The organism is Rhizobium sp. AP16 (genome assembly GCF_000281735.1).
GTDB classification, from domain to species: Bacteria; Pseudomonadota; Alphaproteobacteria; order Rhizobiales; family Rhizobiaceae; genus Rhizobium; species Rhizobium rhizogenes.
The window spans coordinates 82,986-100,764 of sequence record NZ_AJVM01000064.1 but is presented as its reverse complement, the minus strand read 5'-3'; the positions used below and the strand labels follow the sequence as shown (position 1 = coordinate 100,764).

The following is a 17,779-nucleotide window of genomic DNA, read 5'->3' as shown; positions in this document are numbered from 1 at the left end:
GTACGACTGCACAGCAAAGAAGCGCCGCAATCGGAAGCGTTGCCGATCGCACGGCATAATTATCGTTTCGCCAGATCAATCCCATTATGATTTCCCTCTAAATTTATTAATCACCACCGCACCGAAGTGCTTACAAAAAACAGCCCGGCATCATGTCGATCGATCGTGCCGGCGAAGACGTCGGAATAGCCCAAATCGAGATTGAGGTGCCCGCCGGCGAGCTTAGCGCCGACCGTCCAGCTCAGCATGTCGCCGCCATCGATCTGAAAGCGCGCTTGCGAGGCAACCCGGCCGTAATCGAGGCCAACATAGGGGCGCAACTCGCCGAGCGCCTGGACCAGCGCGGCATTGTCGGCCCATGGCCGCGTGCGCCAGCTGAGATCATTGCGAAAGAAGAAACCGTCATTGCCATAAAGCAGCGTCTCGCGTGTGCCGCGCACGTTGGCGTAGCTGCCGATGGATATCTGTTCGGCGCCGAACATGTTGTTGGGCGAATATTGCCCGGTGAGGATCGAGGCCAATTCGAATCTTTGCTCGGCGAGCTCGAAGGGGCGGTTGAGCCTGATGGTACCGGTGAACTTCGAGAACCGCGGGTTCGCATCCCCTGCCCCGGCCTCTCCAGAATCGACCGCGTCGAAGAGGTTCAGTCCCTGCTCATAGGAGACATCGAAAACCCAGAGACCGCCGAGCATGCGGCGCGAATGCGAAAGGCCGAGATTGCCGACCGTATATCTGCGACTGCCGACTTCGATCTTGCTGCCGAGCAGGAAATTGTTGGTTTCCTTGTAGGTCAGACCGGTATTGAGCGTGGTGATCGAATCCTTGTCCCGCGCAATCACCCGGTCGGCGCTGAACCCAAGCTGCTTGGAATTGCCGGAGGTGCGCAGTTCCCCGAAATTGCCGGGAACCGTGCTGTCGTAGCCGTACCACGAACCGTTTCCGGAGAATGTCCAATAGCCGTAAGGAACGCTGATATTGCCGGAATAGCTGTCGCTCTTGCCGTGTCCGTCGTCGCCCCAGGGATAGTTCGGCCCGCTATGCTCATAGGAAAAGCCGAGCTGATCGTTGATCCCGAAGAGGTTGTCGTAGCTGAGCGAAGCGGAGGTCTTGGAATAACCGGTCTGCTCTTGGCCAAGATTGCTGTTGCCGGCACTGAAATGCCAAGGGTGATCCGGCTTGTTCTCGATATTGAGGATCGAGCTGCCATCGTCCTTACCGGGCAGCATCGCCGTCTTGGCATTGTTGGAAGATAGCCGATTGATTTGATCAAGCCCCTGCTCGATGTCGCGCAGGTTCAGGATGTGGTCCTTCATGCCGGGAAAGGCCGTTGCCAGCACACCCGAACCCGGTGCCGGCTTGCCGTTGATGTAGATGTCTGACAGCGTGCCTTCCACCGCCACCAGCCGCAGCACCTTCGTCTTGGCGATGTCCTGCGCCGGCACGTAGACGCGCGAGGTGACAAAACCCTTGTCGAGATAGAGGAAGGTAAGATCGCGCAGCAGCGTGTTGATCTCGCCGACGCCGACGCATTTGTCCCGGTAGGGAGCAATGACCTTGTCGACCAACGCGGTCGAGACGCGCTTGACGCCTTCGACCTCGACATGGGTAACGGCAAAACACGGGCCGCCGGCCGGCGCCTTGGCTGCCGGTTCCTGAGCTGTTGTTGCCCCCGGCTTCGGCGTAATCCTCTTCAGCGCGTCCAGCCGCTGCTGTTCGCTCTGCTCAGCCTGCCGGCGCGCGAAATCGTCGGCTGGCGATTGCTGCGCAAAAGCTGCCGCTCCGGCTGATACCGAGACCAGCAGGGCGACAAGGATGGGTCTCGTGAAGACGGAAACAGACCGCCAGCCTAAGGTCATGAGGCTTATCCGGCTTGTTTTAGTTGGAGGCTGGCTTCTGCAGTTCATCCAGCGCCGCGGACAGGCCCTTGAGCGAGAACTTGATATTGACCTTCTGGCCATTCATCAGCTGCACATGGCCCGTGCCGTCGGCACCCTTCTGCAACGCGGCAAGCGCCTTGGCGTCGAGCTTCTGCTGTGACCAGCAGCCCGCCTGGTTGCAGTTGCGATAGGCAAGCTGCACCGCCTGCTTGTCGCCAGCATCGATGCTCAAGCCCGCCGGCAGATACATGTTGAGAGGCACCAGCGCCGTCAGGACGAGGTCGGCGGACGGAGCCTTGCCGCCCTTCTTTGCCGTGGCCGTCGCATTCGGCGATGCGGGCGCCTTGGCAATCGCCAGCGTCAGCACATTGACGTCCTGATCGCCCTGCTTCACCGTCGCGATCTGTGCGACCTCGCAGCTCGATACAGCCGATCCGTCGGCAGCCTTGCCGTCGATACAACGATAATACCAGTCATCGAACTTCGTTACTTTCGCCGGAGGCGGAGCCGGCTGCTGCGGTGCAGCCTGGGGGCTTTGCGTCGCAGTTGCGGCAGCACCGGCCGCTGGAGGATTGCCGCTCGCTGCCGGCTGCTGGCCGGCGTCCTGGGCAAGGGAGGGGCAGCACAAAGGACGGAGGATAGGAGAATTGTAAATGCGGCACGCTTTGCAAAAGTCGTACCGATCAAACTGTCATGCGCCATGCAAACCATCCTTCAGGGCAAAACTATCCTGACGGGCAAACTGGGTTTTGCTCGTCAACAGATCATCATTGTCATAAGGCGGCACCCGAGGGGAAAAGTGCTGCTGTTCGCTTCTTGGTCTGCTTCGTTGCAGGCGTCAACCAGTACTCGGTCTACGGGAAATCACATTTTCAATCTTACGTATATTGCGTCGACAACGTTGCCATTCAGCAACATACTCGCCGTGTGGATGCAGGGGCTTGAGGTTCGAACCCAGGACGGTGGTTTGGTCTGCTTTGCCGGACTTCCTACCTGGGGCTTAGGGCCGCAACGCGATCGAGAGCGGCCGAGAAGCCCTGCAGCGACACCGGGAAGCTCAGGGGCTTGTCCGCATCAGCGATAACCTTGAGGTTCAGGCGCGAACCGGTCCGCAGCTTGGTGACTGTCGCCGCATCGATTGGAAGCAAAGCTATGCATCCTGTCGGCAAGCATGTGCGGAAGCGCACCGGCTTCAAAGGCGGCTGATCATCGACATTCGGCGTCACGCCTGAGTCGAGGACGATGCCGAACGGGAGGAGAAGCGTTGCGACGGCGCTGCCATCGGGACGCATCTGCATCTCGACGGCCAGCAGCCGTTGACCATTCTGCTGGGTCTGATCCTGGGAAATCGCGCATGCCGGCGCCTTGTCGCGCTGGCCGCACGCAACCCGCCAGTCCTGATAGGTCTCCTGCAGGGTGGTTGCGCCGTTTGGCAGAGCGGACTGGGCAACGGCCGCGGGAGCAAGGCCGAACGCGATGCTCGAACAAAGAAGAGCAACCTTCGCACGAGACATGCGGGCAATTATCTTATGAAGAGAAATCAATATCGAGATGGACAAAGGGATACGTCTTTCCATTTAGAGGAGGACAGATCTTCGGTTGTGCCGCAAGGTGCCGACGAACGGGAAATCGAGGTCCGCGATGACCGCCAGAAGCTTGGCCCCCATGGCTTCCGTCCTGGCGGTCCTAAAGATTATGAGCGGGTCACGTACACACCCACTCACGGACCTTGCATTGTGTCCCCGAAAGCTCGCATGCCTTGAGGGCAAGGTCTTCGGCTTCCCGGCGCGTCGGTGCCGAATTAGCGCCCCACGGCGTCACGCGCTTGTTTTCTTGCTTGCTGATGGCGAGCGCGCCGCAATGATTGTAGGGAAAGCCGGTGTTATCGTCGTCATCCCAATGCCGGTGATTGCGGAAGACGGTAACCACGGTGCATTTGCTGCCCCCGTCCCGCTCGCAATGCTTGAGCGCGATATCCATTGCTTCCTGCCGCTTGTCGGCACCCCAGAAGAAACCGTGCTTTTCATCAGGCGTGGAATAGGCGATCGCCGCCCAGATGCCGCGCTCTTCCTGAGGCGGAGGAACCGGCGCCTCCTCGGCCGTAAAGAGATCAGCCGCACCCAGCTGTCCCGCGGAGACAAACAACATACCGATTGCTGCGATGACGAATCTCGATCTCATTTTGCGCTCCCTTGTTTTCCTGCTGCCGAGGCCACGGAAATGACGACGCAGCCGTTTCCGGTTGGCAGAAGCATCGCGTCGCCTCCATCATTGGCCAGTTCGTAGACGCCGACCTGCCCGAGAGTATTGACGAGCTTGCTTCCGTTCGGAAACTTGGCCGAAATATCAGGACAAGAGGCGGTAAACGGTGCGACACGAACCATTGAGCCCTCGCAGCCGGATGCGACGGGTGCCGCGAATACGACGCCGGCCGCCGGGCCGCTATAGCCTTGCGTGGCATAATTCATGCCCACAAGTGCCTGTACTGCATGCTTGTCGGCTGCCTGGTTGTTCCACACCGACTGGACATTATATTGGGCGCCGCTCGTCAGCAGCTCTCCGAGAACCGGAAAGACGGTGGAGCAGGATTGCAGGCCTGCCTGCTTGGTGTGCTGCAGAAATGGTGTATCTGCCAGCGCCGGGTTGGCGTCATTCGTCGCGGCAATTGCCGGCTGCGATATGAGGTCCCCGACAACATGGTATCGCACGGCGGCGTAGCCGGCAGCACCGACAACGGCAATTGCCAGCAACGAAAGAACCGTCGCTTTCCACCAGTTCCGCTTCGGCTTTGCCTGGTCGTCGTCGGCGCTCTGAACAGCAATGCCGCCCTGGCTCCGGGACATAATTCGATCATGGATTGATTGCTGGTTCATGGAAAATCTATCCGTCACTTGATCGCCTTAACGGCGGTGGAAAGGCCCTTGAGGGGTGCGGTTACGCTGATCGTCTGCCCATCCATCGTCGGATAGGAGATTGTGGGTGCCGAGCTTTTTGAAATCTGTTCACGCAGGATGGGACCCACCGGCAACATGCCGACGCAAACCGTCTTGCTGCATCCGTCGAGCCGAACCTGTATCGGTTCCTTCCGCCCCTCGAACCTCAGCGAGATCCGGCCATCGCTCTTGGCAACCGGCGCCGTGCGCAGGATCATATAGGGATCGCCCCCTTTTGTGGCCGCGAGCGACCAGCTGAAAGCAACCTGTCCTGCCTCGTTCTCGATGATCTGGGTAGCGTTGCAAACCCGCTGGCGAACCTTCAGGTTTTCGTCGCAGATCAGCGTCCAGTTTTCAAACGGACGAATGATCCTCTGGTAATCGCCAAGTTTCAGCTCCGAAGGCACAATGACTTCGGAGGGTTTTATTCGATAGTTGGAAGAGGCTACCTCCTGTCCGGCCGCATGCGGACCGGACAGGAGGTAGCAAGCCATGAAAACCGCGGCGCGGGAAAGCGCTCCCTTAAACATGGCTGGCTCAATTCAAAGTGAAGCTGAGACCGGCGCCGATACCCACCTGCCCACCGGCTGCCGTACCCGACAAGTTCCCGCGAACCCGGCCATTTTCGCTGGTGTAGCCGGCGCCGAAGGCCAGAGCGCCCTCGCCCCGCCAGAGGCCGCCGCCGACCGACACGCTGAGCTTGCCGGGGCGATCGTCGTAACGAAGCGATGCCGCAGCAAGCCCGATTGCGGCCGCCTGTCTCGCCTCCGACCGTACGTCGCCAATCTCCCGGTTCAATTGACCGAATTTCTGGTCCGTATAGTTGTTAGCCGCAGTCAAGCCACCGGCAACGGCTGTGTCGGTGTAGGAGTTGGCCTGGGTGATACTGTCGCCCAATTGAGCGACATTGACGGCATCGGTGGGGGCTACACCCTTGCCGACATTGGAGATGACCACCGGCGCGTTGACGTCGCCACCCTGCAGGGTGATGCTGTTCTTCTTGCTGCCGTCGGAATTGAGATCATACGTGACGGCGTTTTTGGTGATGGTCCCAACGCCGGTCTGCAGATCATTGATCGCCGAATTGGTCGCGTTGAGCTGCGATCCGTTGATCGCGTCGGTGCTATCGGCGGAAATACGGCCGGCGGCGACGTTCGTAATGGTCCTTTCCGCCCCCTGAGAGCCTACACTCACGGTTCCGACGGGCGCGGTGCCGGCAAAATCATAGGTCTTGCCCTGAATGACCGTGCTGGAAGTGCCGACAGCCGCCTGTGTTACGGAACCGGAGCCCAATGCCACATCGTTGGCATTGTTGGCCTGCGCGCCTTGACCGAGAGCAACGCCACCCTGCCCCGCAGCCGTGGCTCCATGACCGGCAGCCAGGCTGTCCGTGCCGCTGGCAACACTTTCCGGACCAATCGCAACACTGTTGGTGCCCGAAGCTGCGGAATCCGCCAGTGTCGAGTTGGCGTGGAAATACTTGATGCCGCCGCCACTGGTGATGTTGGTCAGCGTGTTGTCGACCGCGCCGAAGGCATCATAGACCGTCGAATAATTGTTGCCCTGAATGTTGTAGGTGGGACCGGTGATTGATCCATCCGGGTTTACCGTCGTGTTGCCACCGATCAGGCTGGTAATGTTGGTGCCGAGACCCTTAAGCTGGCTGACATTGACGGCATCGGTGTCCGCCGACCCTGCCGCGAGATTGGTCAGCTTGCGTTCCGATCCGGCCGAGCCGATCGACACTTCGCCGACAGAGGTTTGCGGGCTCGTAAGGGCAAAGCCGGTATAGTTCGTCTGCGCCCCCACAGAGGTTATGGATTGCGCGCCAAGCGCAACGCTATTGATGTTGTTGCTTTGCGCACCCGCGCCGAGCGCCACCGATTGGATGCCGGCCGCCGTCGAGTTCGTGCCGATTGCAACGCCGTCCGCCAGCATGACATGGGCATTCTGGCCGATGGCCGTGCCGCCGGGCGCAACCTGATCGACGATCGCACCGTTGCCGATACCGATGCCATTGTCGCCGTTGACCACCGTTGTTGGGCCAACTGCCACCGACTCGGCGCCGACGGCAAGAGAATCGCCGGCGGCAGAGTTGGCGTGGAAGTATTTGCTCGGCGTCGCCGCAACCGATGCAATGGCGCCCTGCAGCTGGCGAACCGTGACGGCATCCTGAGCGCTGGTGCCGTCGGCAACATTGGTGATTTGCCGGTAAGACGTGTCCGAGCCGACCGATACCGCGCCCAGCAACGTTTTATCGGTCGTATTGTATTGAATGAAGTTCGTCGGACCGGCCGCGATCTGGCCGGTGGCCGGCGCCAGGGCACGGTCGGAGATCGAGCCGGAACCAAGCGCTACGCCGCCATCGATGGTGGCCTGGCTTTCTCTTCCAAGCGCGAGCGAACTGTCGGCGACCGCGGTTGCGTTATATCCGACCGCGGTGGAACCGATGCCCTGAGCGGAGGAGTCGCTGACGGCAAGGGTCCTGTCATTGGTCCGCACATACCGGATGCCATCACCATTGGCGTCGGTATAGGTCGTCGACGTGTCTCCGGCGATATTGTTGATCGTATTGCCGAGATTGCTGATGTCGGTCGTATTCTGCGTGACCTGGCCCCCGATCGTGGTGACCTGGTTGCCAAGGCTGTCGACCGCCTGGTTGGTGGCAAACAGCTGCGAGCCGTTGATCGCATCCGTCGAGGACCCGCTGATCCGGCCCGCCGCAACGTTGGTGATGGTACGCTCGGCGCCGACCGCGCCGACGCTGACCGTCGAGGTCGGTGTCGTGCCGGCGAAGTTGTAGGTCGTGCCGTTGATCACGGCACTCGCTGTGCTGACGGTGACGTCGGTGACACTGCCCGAGCCGAGCGCAACGGCACCTGCGTTGCCGGCGGTGGCATTGGCGCCCAGCGCGAGCGCATCCGCAGCACTGGCATTCGCTTGCTTGCCGAGAGCAGTCGCTTCAACGTCAGTCGCAAACGCGTTCTGGCCGATCGCGGTGCTGGACAAGCCTGTTGCGTTGGCATTAGGCCCGATGGCAGTGCCGTAGTCGCCCGAGGCCTTGGATATGTAACCAAATGCCGTTGCGTCGAGGGCCGATGCTACGGCGCCGCTGCCAATGGCCGACGCGTTGGCGTCGGTGGCGCTCGCATTAGCACCAGCTGCGATGGCGTTCGCTCCTGTTGCGGTCGCGACGGGTCCGATCGCGACCGAGTCCGTACCCGTCGCCGACGAGTCCGCTAGTGTCGAGTTGGCATGGAAATATTTAATGCCGCCGCCGACATTGATGTTGTTGAGCGTGGTGCCGATGGCGTCGACCGCTTGGTTGGTCGCATAGAGCTGCGAGCCGTTGATCGCATCCGTCGAGGACCCGCTGATCCGCCCGGCGGCGACGTTGGTGATGGTACGCTCGGCACCGACCGCACCGATGCTGACCGTCGAGGCCGGCGTCGTGCCGGCGAAGTTGTAGGTCGTGCCGTTGACCACCGTGCTGGCAGTGCCGACGGCGACATCGGTGACACTACCCGAGCCGAGCGCCACGGCGCCTGCATTGCTGGCGGTGGCGTTGGGGCCTAACGCCACCGCATCCGCGGCGCTGGCATTCGCTTGTTTGCCGAGTGCGGTCGCTTGCGCGTCGGTAGCAAACGCGTTCTGGCCGATCGCGGTGCTGGACAAGCCTGTTGCGTTGGCATTCGGTCCGACGGCGGTGCCGTAGTCGCCCGAGGCCTTGGATATGTAGCCGAACGCCGTTCCGTTGAGGCCAGATGCAACGGCGCCGTTGCCGATGGCCGATGCGGCGGAGCCGGAGGCGCTCGCATTGGTGCCAGCCGCGATGGCGCTCGCCCCGGCCGCGGTTGCGACGGGTCCGATCGCGATGGAGTCCGTCCCCGTTGCCGACGAGTCCGCCAACGTCGAGTTGGCATGGAAATACTTGATGCCAGCGCCAGCACTGATGTTGGCGATGTCTGTGGTGTTCTGGGTGACCTGCTGATTGGTCGCAAAGAGCTGCGAGCCGTTGACAGCATCCGTCGAACCATTGTTAAGCCGACCCGCCGCGACATTCGTAATGGTGCGCTCGGCACCCGCCGCACCGACGCTCACCGTCGAGGTCGGAGTGGTGCCGGCAAAATTGTAGGTGGTGCCACCGATAACAGCGCTCGGCGTCCCTACGGCTGTCACGGTTGTCGAGCCGGAACCCAGCGCTACATCACCGGAACTCGCGGTCGCCGTTGCGCCGTTGCCCAGGGCGACGTTGCCGACGAAACCGCTTGCCCCTGCGGTCGAGCCGTTGCCAAGTGCCACTGAGCCTTGGCCGATCGCCTTGTTGTTGTTGCCGATAGCAACCGCGCCGCTCGCCTGGTTGGCGGCGGTGGCAGTCGCCGTGCCATCGCTGTTGGCGATATTATTGGCGCCGCCCGTGAAGGCGCCGGTGCCGCTGGCATAGCTCGGATCGCCGATGGCGACCGCACCGTCGCCGTAGGCGGTGTTGCCTGCGCCGATCGCGACAGCCTTGCCACCGGTTGCGGTCGCGGTCGTGCCGATGGCAACGGCGTCGGCTGAATCAGCCTTGGCGTTGTTGCCCACGGCGATCGCCGATTCGGCACTGGCTACGGTGCCGATGCCGAGTGCGGTGCTGCCGGCCCCGCTGGCGTTGGCGCTAACGCCGGCAGCGAGAGAATTGTCTCCTGTCGCCTGCGTCCCAGATCCATACGAGGAGGCGTTTGTTCCGCTGGCGACAGCCTGGCGTCCAGTGGCAGTGGAATTGTCGCCACTGGCGTTGGCACCGGCGCCCGTGGCAACCGATAGAACACCACCGGCATTTGCATTGTTGCCGAGAGCGACGCCGGAAGTCGCGGTGCTTGCCACAATTGCGCCCGAACCTATCGCCACAGCACCACCGGCAGCCAGCGTCTGCGCCTGGTTGCCTAAGGCAACACCAAAGGCTCCCGACGCTACCGTGCTGGGGCCGGCGGCGAGCGAGTTAATGCCCGATGCGGCTGCTGACTTGCCGATGGCAATGGCGCCCGTGCCCGTCGCCTGGCTTTGGCGGCCGATCGCGGTGGCATCGACTTGAGAGGCCAATACGTCCGTGCCGATGGCGATGGCGCTCTCTTGAAGGGCGCCCATTCCCGCAACAGTTCGGTTGCCAAGATTGATGGAGTTGATCGCGGTCGAGGTCGCCTGGAAACCGATGGCGATGGCATTCTGGTTGCTTGCGGTAGCGCTATTACCTTGGGCAATCGAATCCAGCCCGGACGCTGTCGCCCCAAACCCGAGCGCGGTGGCGCGCAGCCCGGTCGCCCGGGTAACATAGCCGATCGCTGTCGACTCTGTTCCGTCGGCACGCGCGTTCAAGCCAAAAGCGGACGCACCTGCGGCTGCGACCGAGTTGACGCCAATTGAGCTTGCTGCGTCTCCAGTGGCCTGGGCGTTCCCGCCGATGGCGAGAGCATTGGTGCCGGTCGCGCCCGCGAAAACACCAATGCCTATGGCATTGAGGCCATTGACACCCATCGAATAGCCGATGGCGATCGAAGCAGCGCCCGTTGCACTGTTAGAGGTGCCCAACGCTACGCTGTTCGTGCCATTCGCTTGGGCACCGTTACCGATGGCGACGGCGTTGCCAGCGGACGCCGTGCCGCCGCCCGCAGCATACTGCGCCATCGCCGGGCTGGCGATGCCGCCGAATGCGATCGCACCCAGCGCCACCGCCCCGCCGAACCCCAGCGACCCGAGCCCCAACCCCTTACGCTTCGTGCCAAGCGTGCGGTGCGCCAGGCGCAATACCGCCATCAGCCGCCGACGAAGCGAACGACTGTCGCTTCTCCCCGAAATCCAATTTCCGACAAAACCGGCATGAGACTTAGACTGCAGACGTTCCCCAACGCACTTCATCATGCTGCTTTCTCCTCGCTGTTGTCTGAACGACCGAGCGCGCTTGTGTCCGCTTCGGCGGCTGTGTCGTCGTTGAAATTATGTAGTTCCAGAAGCGTGTGCCCCATCCTGACGGCTTGGCTTTCTATCTGCTCACGCGCACTCAAGACCCATGACTCCGTCGGTTCCGGAACCGCATGCAATGCGGCATCCGCCCGACCGGGGGGAAGTTTCATCGCCACCAAGGCATGGCAGATATCGAAATGAAGAGCCGGTTCCCGCTCGGCATAGGCCGGAGAGGTCAATCCGAAGACGAGGCAGGCAAATAGATGATCAAGCTCCGCGCCGGTGAGGCGGCTGGCGTATTGCCGTTGCAAGGCAGTCCAGGCTACCTCGACTTTCGGAGCAAAGATTTCAAAACCAGAGAATTGAGTGTCCATAGCGCACCGAATGGTTACGGTGACGAGGATGGCTTCATTCGCGGCGGCGGTATTTTAGAAAATTACGGACTATTTTTAGAAAATTACGGTTTTTTGCTTAGCCAGCGACAAGTGTATCAGCTTTGCCACACTGACTTCAGGCAGCTAATATTTCAATGATATGGCGAGGGTAGCGCCAGCCTCAACTCTCGAATCGGATGGAATAGCGTTGCCGGCACGCGTGGCCCTCCCTGGGCAGGCGTTTTCGGCGACAAGTCTGGAAAATCGGCCCTTGGCCGGATCTGCTCGAGGCGTTAGCGCTGAAGCTCCGTGACGATTATTCCATAAATCGCAGCTCTGTCGGCGTCTTTCCCCTGTACCGCTTCATCGTGGTGGCCAAATGGCTTTGATCCGAAAATCCGGTCATATAGGCGATTTCGGCAATCGCAATCTCGCCGTCGATCAGCAGCTTTTCGGCGAAGTCCAGGCGCAGGTTGATCAGGTAGCGATGTGGCGGCATGCCGAATGTCCTGGCGAACCGCAAGATGAAATGGTTCGGTGAAATACCGGCGACCGCCGCGAGCTCGGCGACATGTACCTTTTGGGTAAAATGCTCGCGAAGGTACTCTTCCACGCGTCGAGCGCTTTTGGCGGAGAGCCCACCCTTGGGCAATGGGAGCTGTTTCATGGGGCTTGCGTAGGTACGAAGCAGATGAACACCGAATAGGGTAACCAACGAATCGAGATAGAGTTCATTCGGAGTTGCCTTCCCAGTTAACTCGACGGAAATCCTCCGGGCCATGTCGAGGGCGCGGAGGTCGACGGTGCCGAAAGCGGGCGGCTGAAGCTCCACGTTGGCGAGATCGAGCTCCTGAAGAGCCAATTCGGACAACGTTTCCGGAGGTATCGCTACGACGAGATTTTTTCTGGTTTCCGTCCAGGCAAGACTACTGTCCACGCCGGCGGGATTAACGGCGATGCAGCCAACCGGTGCATCATATTCCGTGATCCTGTCGCTGCCGAGCGAGGCTCTCAACTTCTGTGTGGGGGTCAACACAATTCCAACAGCATGCTCCCTGGCCAGGAACGTCTGCGACCCAGGACTACGGATGGAGTGTATCACGCTTCCGCGCGCGGTGGCCTTTCTCGGGCCAGCGCTTTGAGGAATTATATCGAAGACATATCGATCTGTCCGCCCGGAATCGACGGCGCGGTAGCCGCCTCGTTCCCGAGCCACTTCCGAATCATTCATTCTGTACCGCCCCGCCGAACGAAATACTGCATGCACGAACAAACAGGTAGAATCTCAATCAAAGATTGAAATCCCTTGTTTTCCCAACCCTGTTTACGCAACGCCGCCCGCAAAGTCGGCGTATCGCGCGAATTGCAAATAGGGCAAAACATTCAGTTGTGAAGGAGGAATCGTGCGCAAGGCGAAAGAAAGAAATAACCGATGCAATCAAACGACAGTAGCGTTCTTCATCGATAAGCGCCGAGGCCTCTGGGGCGAATCGGTCGATTTCTGGTCGCTCATCATATTGGTGACCAAGCTGTCGACCCCACTGCACGCAACCACACTTTATAGTAGTTATTTCTGCAATAAATACAGCGCGAAGAGACGTATCGCGAACATGCCGGACGGCGCTATTTGTTACAGATCTCCGCGACGTTTCTCATACAGATCCCATGCGAGGTCCACCAGCGCCAGAAGAACATCCTTCTGATTCCATCCAGCTACAACCGCCGACTCGACCATCTCCTGGACGACAGGCAGCAATTGGCGCTGGCACTCGCTTGAGATGTCGGCAGCCGCATCACCCGCTGGAGGCTCAGTGAAGTTGAACTCGACCATTAGTACTCCTGTGTGATCAATATATATCCGTTATGATATTCCTAATATAAAATTAATCGAGAATGAAACACAGATTCTTCTCAGGACAATGCCAAATCACGCCAACTCTATGCTTCACTGCGCCCGCGCAGGTCAGGGTGGCTTTGTTCGAGACTTGGTACTTAATGGAGCGACCTATTCTAAATACTATACATTGCAATATGCCTATTCGATAATCTAAGCATCCATGAGCTCGACATTGATCAGGATGGCGACATATAAGGCGCGACCCGCATTGGCGTTATACGTGCTCGAAAGCGACTATGCACCAAGACTGACGCACAGGAAGTCAGCCCTAATCGCCTTTAAAAATGTCGGCTTCAAGATCACCCCATTTCAGACCAGAGCATCAGCTACGAGCAGCCATCACAAGGAACGTGGCGGATTGCAGCGACTTCAGACAAGCAGATACATGCTATTGCGCTCAATCCGAATAGCTACGCCGACGCCGGCCGTCTCGGCGACGACGGTTCGCTCCATATGTACGCCTGGGATTGCGTGGCCGGTATTGCCTCGTGGAAAAGGCCGGCGGCTGGCATCACCTTTTCCCATCAAAGATGAAGAAAGGTCTTCTCGCAGATCATTCGCTGCTCATGCGTAGCGGACTTCCACGCCTAGTTTTTCCACGCGATTGCGGATGCTGTGCGGCATGTTGCTGTCCGTGATGATCAGATCGACCCGCGATACGGAAAAGGCCTTGGATGAGGCCCCGATATCCCATTTGCTGGAATCCGCGACGAGAACCACGCGGCGAGCCATGCGAACCAGATTGCGCTTGGTGCGGGCAATATCCTCAGAAACATCGACGACGTCGAAGGACTGGTCGATCGCGTGGGCGCTGACGAAGGCCTGATGCGCGACGAGGCCGCCGAGCGCCTTGTCGGAATCCGAGACGATCGTGCTGACGGTGCTCGGAAAGACCCGGCCGCCGATCATGTGCACATCAAGTCCGGGCCGGTACATCAGATGCTGCGCGATGTTCATGGCGGTCGTCGCCACCACCACGTTGGAGACTGGCGGCATCTGCATGGCCACCTGCAACAGGGTGGAGCCGCTATCGAAGACGATCGATTGGTTATCGATGATCTGACGCGCCGCCAACTGGGCAATCCGCCGCTTGGCGTCGAAATTGCGCTGCATGCGTTCTTCGAAAGCGGCAGCCGGGGAATCGGCGGGAAGAGCGATCGCCCCTCCATGGGTTTTGATCAGCTGCTTCTTGGCGTCCATGATTTCGAGATCGGACCGGATCGTCACTTCCGAAACCTCGAAAAACTCCGCGAGTTGACTGGTACGCGCCTGACCGACTCGCTGAAGCTCCAACAAGATCTGATGCCGTCGTTGTTCTGCAAGCATATGCGACCCCAAAACTGCCTTTGCCGATGATCGGCCTACTCTTTCGAAAACCGAAAGATTACCTATCGCACTATCTGACCTCCAAAAAGCAAAAAGTCGATACCACCGGATGATAGTGTGGCGAAAAATCCAAAATTGGATCAAAACGAAAGAAATCGAAATATTGAACATTGTTTTATTTTCGAGTTAGGGTCCACGCGACATCAGCACCCGCAACCGTAAAAGGATTTTTCGAAATGGGTCTCGGAACAAAAATTCGCCTCTCCCGTCTGTTCTCAAATCCGTCAGGCAATCTTTTCGGAGGCGCGGTCGATCATTTCGTCGGCTATGGCAATGTGCGTGAAGGTGGGCTTGCTGACCTACCGGGCGCGCTGAGGCGCGTCATGAGCGGCCGCCCCGACTACATCAGCATTCAGCCGGGCGCGGCGCGTCATCTGTGGTCGGAATATGCCGGCAAGGCGGCACTGGTCATCCAGGCCGGCTGCTTCACCGCCGACGACCGCATTCGCCAGCTCATCGCAACGCCTGAGGACGCGGTGCGTTACGGCGCCGATGCCCTGGCAGTCGCCATTCCGGTGCGCGGCGATACCGAGGGCGAATATATCCGCTGGCTGACCGATACCGTGAATGCCGCCGCCCGTTTCGAAATGCCCGTTGTCGCCCATGTCTATCCGCGCGACTTCGCCAATGGCGGCAAGATCGTCTTCACGCCGGATGAAATCGCCTATGCGGTGCGTATTGGCTACGAAACCGGCGTTGATGTCATCAAGGTCGGCTACACCGGCGATTTCGACAGCTTCCGTGAAACCGTGGCGACCTGCCCGGTCCCCGTCGTCATCGCCGGCGGCCCGAAGACGGATACACTGCTTGGCGCCCTGAAGCAGACGTCCGACGCCCTGCGGGCCGGCGCCAAAGGCGCCGTGGTTGGCCGCAATCTCTGGGGTCACGGCGATACCACCAAGGCCGCGCGGGCCTTCAGGCTCGTCATCCATGATGGAATGACACCGGAAGAGGCGCTGTCCGCTGCCGGTGCTTGAGACATGTCACACCCTTTCCATGTTCTGGGCTTCGGCGCTCTGGCAATCGACGACATCATCTATGTCGACCGGGAGCTGACGGCCGGCAAGGGGAAAGTGACGAAGCGTGCCACCGAACATGGCGGCAACGTTGCGACGGCCCTGGTGGCCGTTGCCCGGCTCGGCGGACGCGCCGCATTCATCGGCTGGCTGAACGATCAGCCGTCAACCGATGTCGGCGGCAATGAACTCCAACGAGATGGCGTGGACATATCCCTGGCACCGCGCCATCCCTCCGCTCAGCCGATCCGATCGGTGATCACGGTCGGCCCCGATGGCGACCGGTTCATTGCCTATGACGACGACGTGTTGCATGGCACCTCGGACGCGCTATCGGATGATGTGCTGACGCAGGCGCCGGTGCTCTTGATCGACGGCTATTCCGTGCATTCGCAATCGGTGGTCGCGCGAGCCCGCTTGCTCGGCCTTTCCGTTGTCGCCGATATCGAATGGACCGCTGGTCCGGCTACCGACCGGATCGTGGCCCTGGCCGATCATCTGGTGCTGCCGATCGCCTTCGCCAGATCCTGTACGGGCGAGAGCGATCCTGCAGCAATCCTGGAAAAGCTCTGGTCCCCCGAGCGCTCCGCAGTGGTGCTCACCGATGGCGATCACGGTTCGTATGTCCGGCAAAAGGATGACGCCAGTCTCTGGCATGTTCCGGCCCATGCGGTGCGAGCAATCGATACGACTGGCGCAGGCGACTGTTTTCACGGTGCCTATGCCTTCGCCCTGGCGGAAGGCAAGAGACCTCTCGATTGCGTCGCCTACGCCACAGCCGCCGCCGCCATCTCCGTGACGGCGCATGGCGGACGCAGAGGATTGCCCGATAACCGGACGTGCCGGGCGTGGATGATTGGTGAAAATGCACCCGTCCCCCACGCGCTTGACGCCGAAACAAGATCCCGATTGGCGCCTGAATAATCTGGCGCAGCCGATGACCGTATCGATAGCATTGCGATGTCCGCCTGTAGCAACCCCGCTGAAAGAGGGTTGTAAGGTCGTGAGCGAGAGCCACCGCCAGATGCGGTCGAGCATAAAACCTGGGAGGAAATGACGTGGCTACAGTTGTATTGGACAAGATCTACAAGACCTTTGGAAACAACTTCCATGCGATCAAGGATTTGAGCTTGACGATCCATGATGGCGAGTTCCTGATTCTAGTCGGCCCTTCAGGCTGCGGAAAATCGACGGCACTGCGCATGATCGCCGGGCTTGAGGAGATCAGCAGCGGAGCGCTGAGTATCGGTGGGCAAGATGTCGTCGATCTCTCGCCCAAGGACCGGGATATCGCCATGGTCTTTCAGAGCTACGCGCTCTATCCGCATATGACCGTCTTCGACAACATTGCCTTCTCGATGAAGCTGGCGCGCAAGAGCAAGGCTGAGCGCACCAAGCGCGTCCACGAAGTTGCCAAGATCCTCCAGCTGGAGAGTTTGCTGGGCAGCAAGCCCGCCCAGCTCTCCGGCGGCCAACGTCAGCGCGTGGCGATGGGACGCGCAATGGTGCGTGAGCCCGCGGCCTTCCTCATGGACGAGCCGCTCTCGAACCTTGATGCGAAGCTGCGCGTGCAGATGCGGGCGGAAATCGTAAGCCTTCAGCGGCAGCTGGGCGTGACGACGATCTACGTCACCCATGATCAGACCGAGGCTCTGACGATGGGCGATCGCGTTGCAGTCCTGAAGGGTGGTGTGTTGCAGCAGGTGGACACACCCAAGGCGCTTTATCACCACCCGGTCAATGCCTTCGTCGCCGGCTTCATAGGCTCGCCATCCATGAACCTTTTCGAAGGGCGGCTGCAGGGCGACAGGATTCAGATGGCGACTTTCTCCATCCCTCTGCCGGCGAGCGCCTTCAAACGCGCTTCCAGCCTTTCCTCCTTCGAAGGAAAGACCGTCGTCTTCGGTATCCGGCCGGAAGATCTCCATGACAAAGGCCTGCCTTCGGGTGCGGCTCATCCGACGATCCCGGCGCTTGTCAAATCGATCGAGGAGCTTGGCTCCGAGCTGATAGTCCACCTCTGCATCGAGGCGGTGCGTGTCGATTCCGGCGACCCGGATACCGTCGCGGACCTGAGCGGTGCCGCCAATGCCGTCGCGAAGTTCGAAGCCGTCAGCTCGGTTGAGGTGGGCAAGAGCATCGATCTGGCCATTGATCCGGCAAAGCTGCACTTCTTCCACCCGCAGACGCATATGGCGCTGTGATAACGGCGTTTCACGCTTTGCTGATGGCCTCCGGATCCCACTGTCGGGCGCTCGCCATCCCCGGCCGCATTTCTTGCGAAAATCGAAAACTTGTTTGCAACGCTGTATTCTCGATGCTGCGTCGCAATAATCCTTTATCCGTTGATAGAATA

At 60.0% G+C, this 17,779-nt stretch carries 14 protein-coding genes; 3 read left to right on the top strand and 11 right to left on the bottom strand.

The genetic code is table 11. The features are described 5' to 3' along the window. Positions 1-110: 110 nt before the first annotated feature. The 11 genes from PMI03_RS18080 to PMI03_RS18030 all read right to left on the bottom strand — a co-directional run bounded on the left by PMI03_RS18080 (position 111) and on the right by PMI03_RS18030 (position 14,347). Complete coding sequence (locus tag PMI03_RS18080; RefSeq protein ID WP_007695999.1) at positions 111-1,856, bottom strand: ShlB/FhaC/HecB family hemolysin secretion/activation protein; 1,746 nt, start codon at positions 1,854-1,856, stop codon at positions 111-113. Positions 1,857-1,875: 19 nt separating this feature from the next. Continuing rightward, the gene (locus PMI03_RS18075) at positions 1,876-2,505 is read right to left on the bottom strand and encodes an invasion associated locus B family protein (RefSeq protein WP_007695998.1); all 630 of its coding nucleotides are present in this window, start codon (positions 2,503-2,505) and stop codon (positions 1,876-1,878) included. Between the two features lie 361 nt (positions 2,506-2,866). Continuing rightward, entirely contained in the window at positions 2,867-3,391 is a 525-nt protein-coding gene (locus PMI03_RS18070; RefSeq protein ID WP_007695997.1) for an invasion associated locus B family protein, read from the bottom strand. Positions 3,392-3,581: 190 nt separating this feature from the next. Next, the gene (locus PMI03_RS18065) at positions 3,582-4,058 is read right to left on the bottom strand and encodes a DUF4189 domain-containing protein (protein ID WP_007695995.1); all 477 of its coding nucleotides are present in this window, start codon (positions 4,056-4,058) and stop codon (positions 3,582-3,584) included. Continuing rightward, a complete protein-coding gene (locus PMI03_RS18060) occupies positions 4,055-4,750 on the bottom strand; it encodes a hypothetical protein (RefSeq protein ID WP_007695994.1) in 696 nt (231 codons plus the stop codon). The genes PMI03_RS18065 and PMI03_RS18060 overlap by 4 nt, the downstream gene beginning before the upstream one ends. A 14-nt stretch (positions 4,751-4,764) precedes the next feature. Next, positions 4,765-5,340, bottom strand: a complete 576-nt coding sequence (locus PMI03_RS18055) for an invasion associated locus B family protein (protein ID WP_007695992.1) — start codon at positions 5,338-5,340, stop codon at positions 4,765-4,767. A 7-nt stretch (positions 5,341-5,347) separates the two neighbouring features. After that, the gene (locus PMI03_RS18050; protein WP_007695990.1) at positions 5,348-10,708 is read right to left on the bottom strand and encodes a YadA-like family protein; all 5,361 of its coding nucleotides are present in this window, start codon (positions 10,706-10,708) and stop codon (positions 5,348-5,350) included. After that, positions 10,705-11,124, bottom strand: coding sequence for a hypothetical protein (locus PMI03_RS18045; RefSeq protein WP_007695987.1), 420 nt, complete (start codon positions 11,122-11,124; stop codon positions 10,705-10,707). Before PMI03_RS18045 ends, PMI03_RS18050 begins: the two co-directional genes overlap by 4 nt. Positions 11,125-11,440: 316 nt before the next feature. Continuing rightward, a complete protein-coding gene (locus PMI03_RS18040; RefSeq protein WP_283802854.1) occupies positions 11,441-12,160 on the bottom strand; it encodes a helix-turn-helix domain-containing protein in 720 nt (239 codons plus the stop codon). Positions 12,161-12,754: 594 nt separating this feature from the next. After that, complete coding sequence (locus PMI03_RS18035) at positions 12,755-12,955, bottom strand: hypothetical protein (protein WP_007695975.1); 201 nt, start codon at positions 12,953-12,955, stop codon at positions 12,755-12,757. A 630-nt stretch (positions 12,956-13,585) separates the two neighbouring features. Further along, complete coding sequence (locus tag PMI03_RS18030; RefSeq protein WP_012650347.1) at positions 13,586-14,347, bottom strand: DeoR/GlpR family DNA-binding transcription regulator; 762 nt, start codon at positions 14,345-14,347, stop codon at positions 13,586-13,588. A 236-nt stretch (positions 14,348-14,583) separates the two neighbouring features. On the opposite strand from PMI03_RS18030, the gene PMI03_RS18025 reads away from it, so the two are divergent. The 3 genes from PMI03_RS18025 to PMI03_RS18015 all read left to right on the top strand — a co-directional run bounded on the left by PMI03_RS18025 (position 14,584) and on the right by PMI03_RS18015 (position 17,627). Then, positions 14,584-15,384 carry a class I fructose-bisphosphate aldolase gene (locus PMI03_RS18025; RefSeq protein WP_007695971.1) on the top strand — a complete coding sequence of 267 codons (801 nt, stop codon included), beginning with the start codon at positions 14,584-14,586 and terminating at the stop codon, positions 15,382-15,384. A 3-nt stretch (positions 15,385-15,387) separates the two neighbouring features. Then, entirely contained in the window at positions 15,388-16,347 is a 960-nt protein-coding gene (locus PMI03_RS18020; protein WP_007695967.1) for a PfkB family carbohydrate kinase, read from the top strand. 134 nt (positions 16,348-16,481) lie between these two features. After that, a complete protein-coding gene (locus PMI03_RS18015; RefSeq protein WP_007695965.1) occupies positions 16,482-17,627 on the top strand; it encodes an ABC transporter ATP-binding protein in 1,146 nt (381 codons plus the stop codon). Positions 17,628-17,779 lie beyond the last annotated feature (152 nt).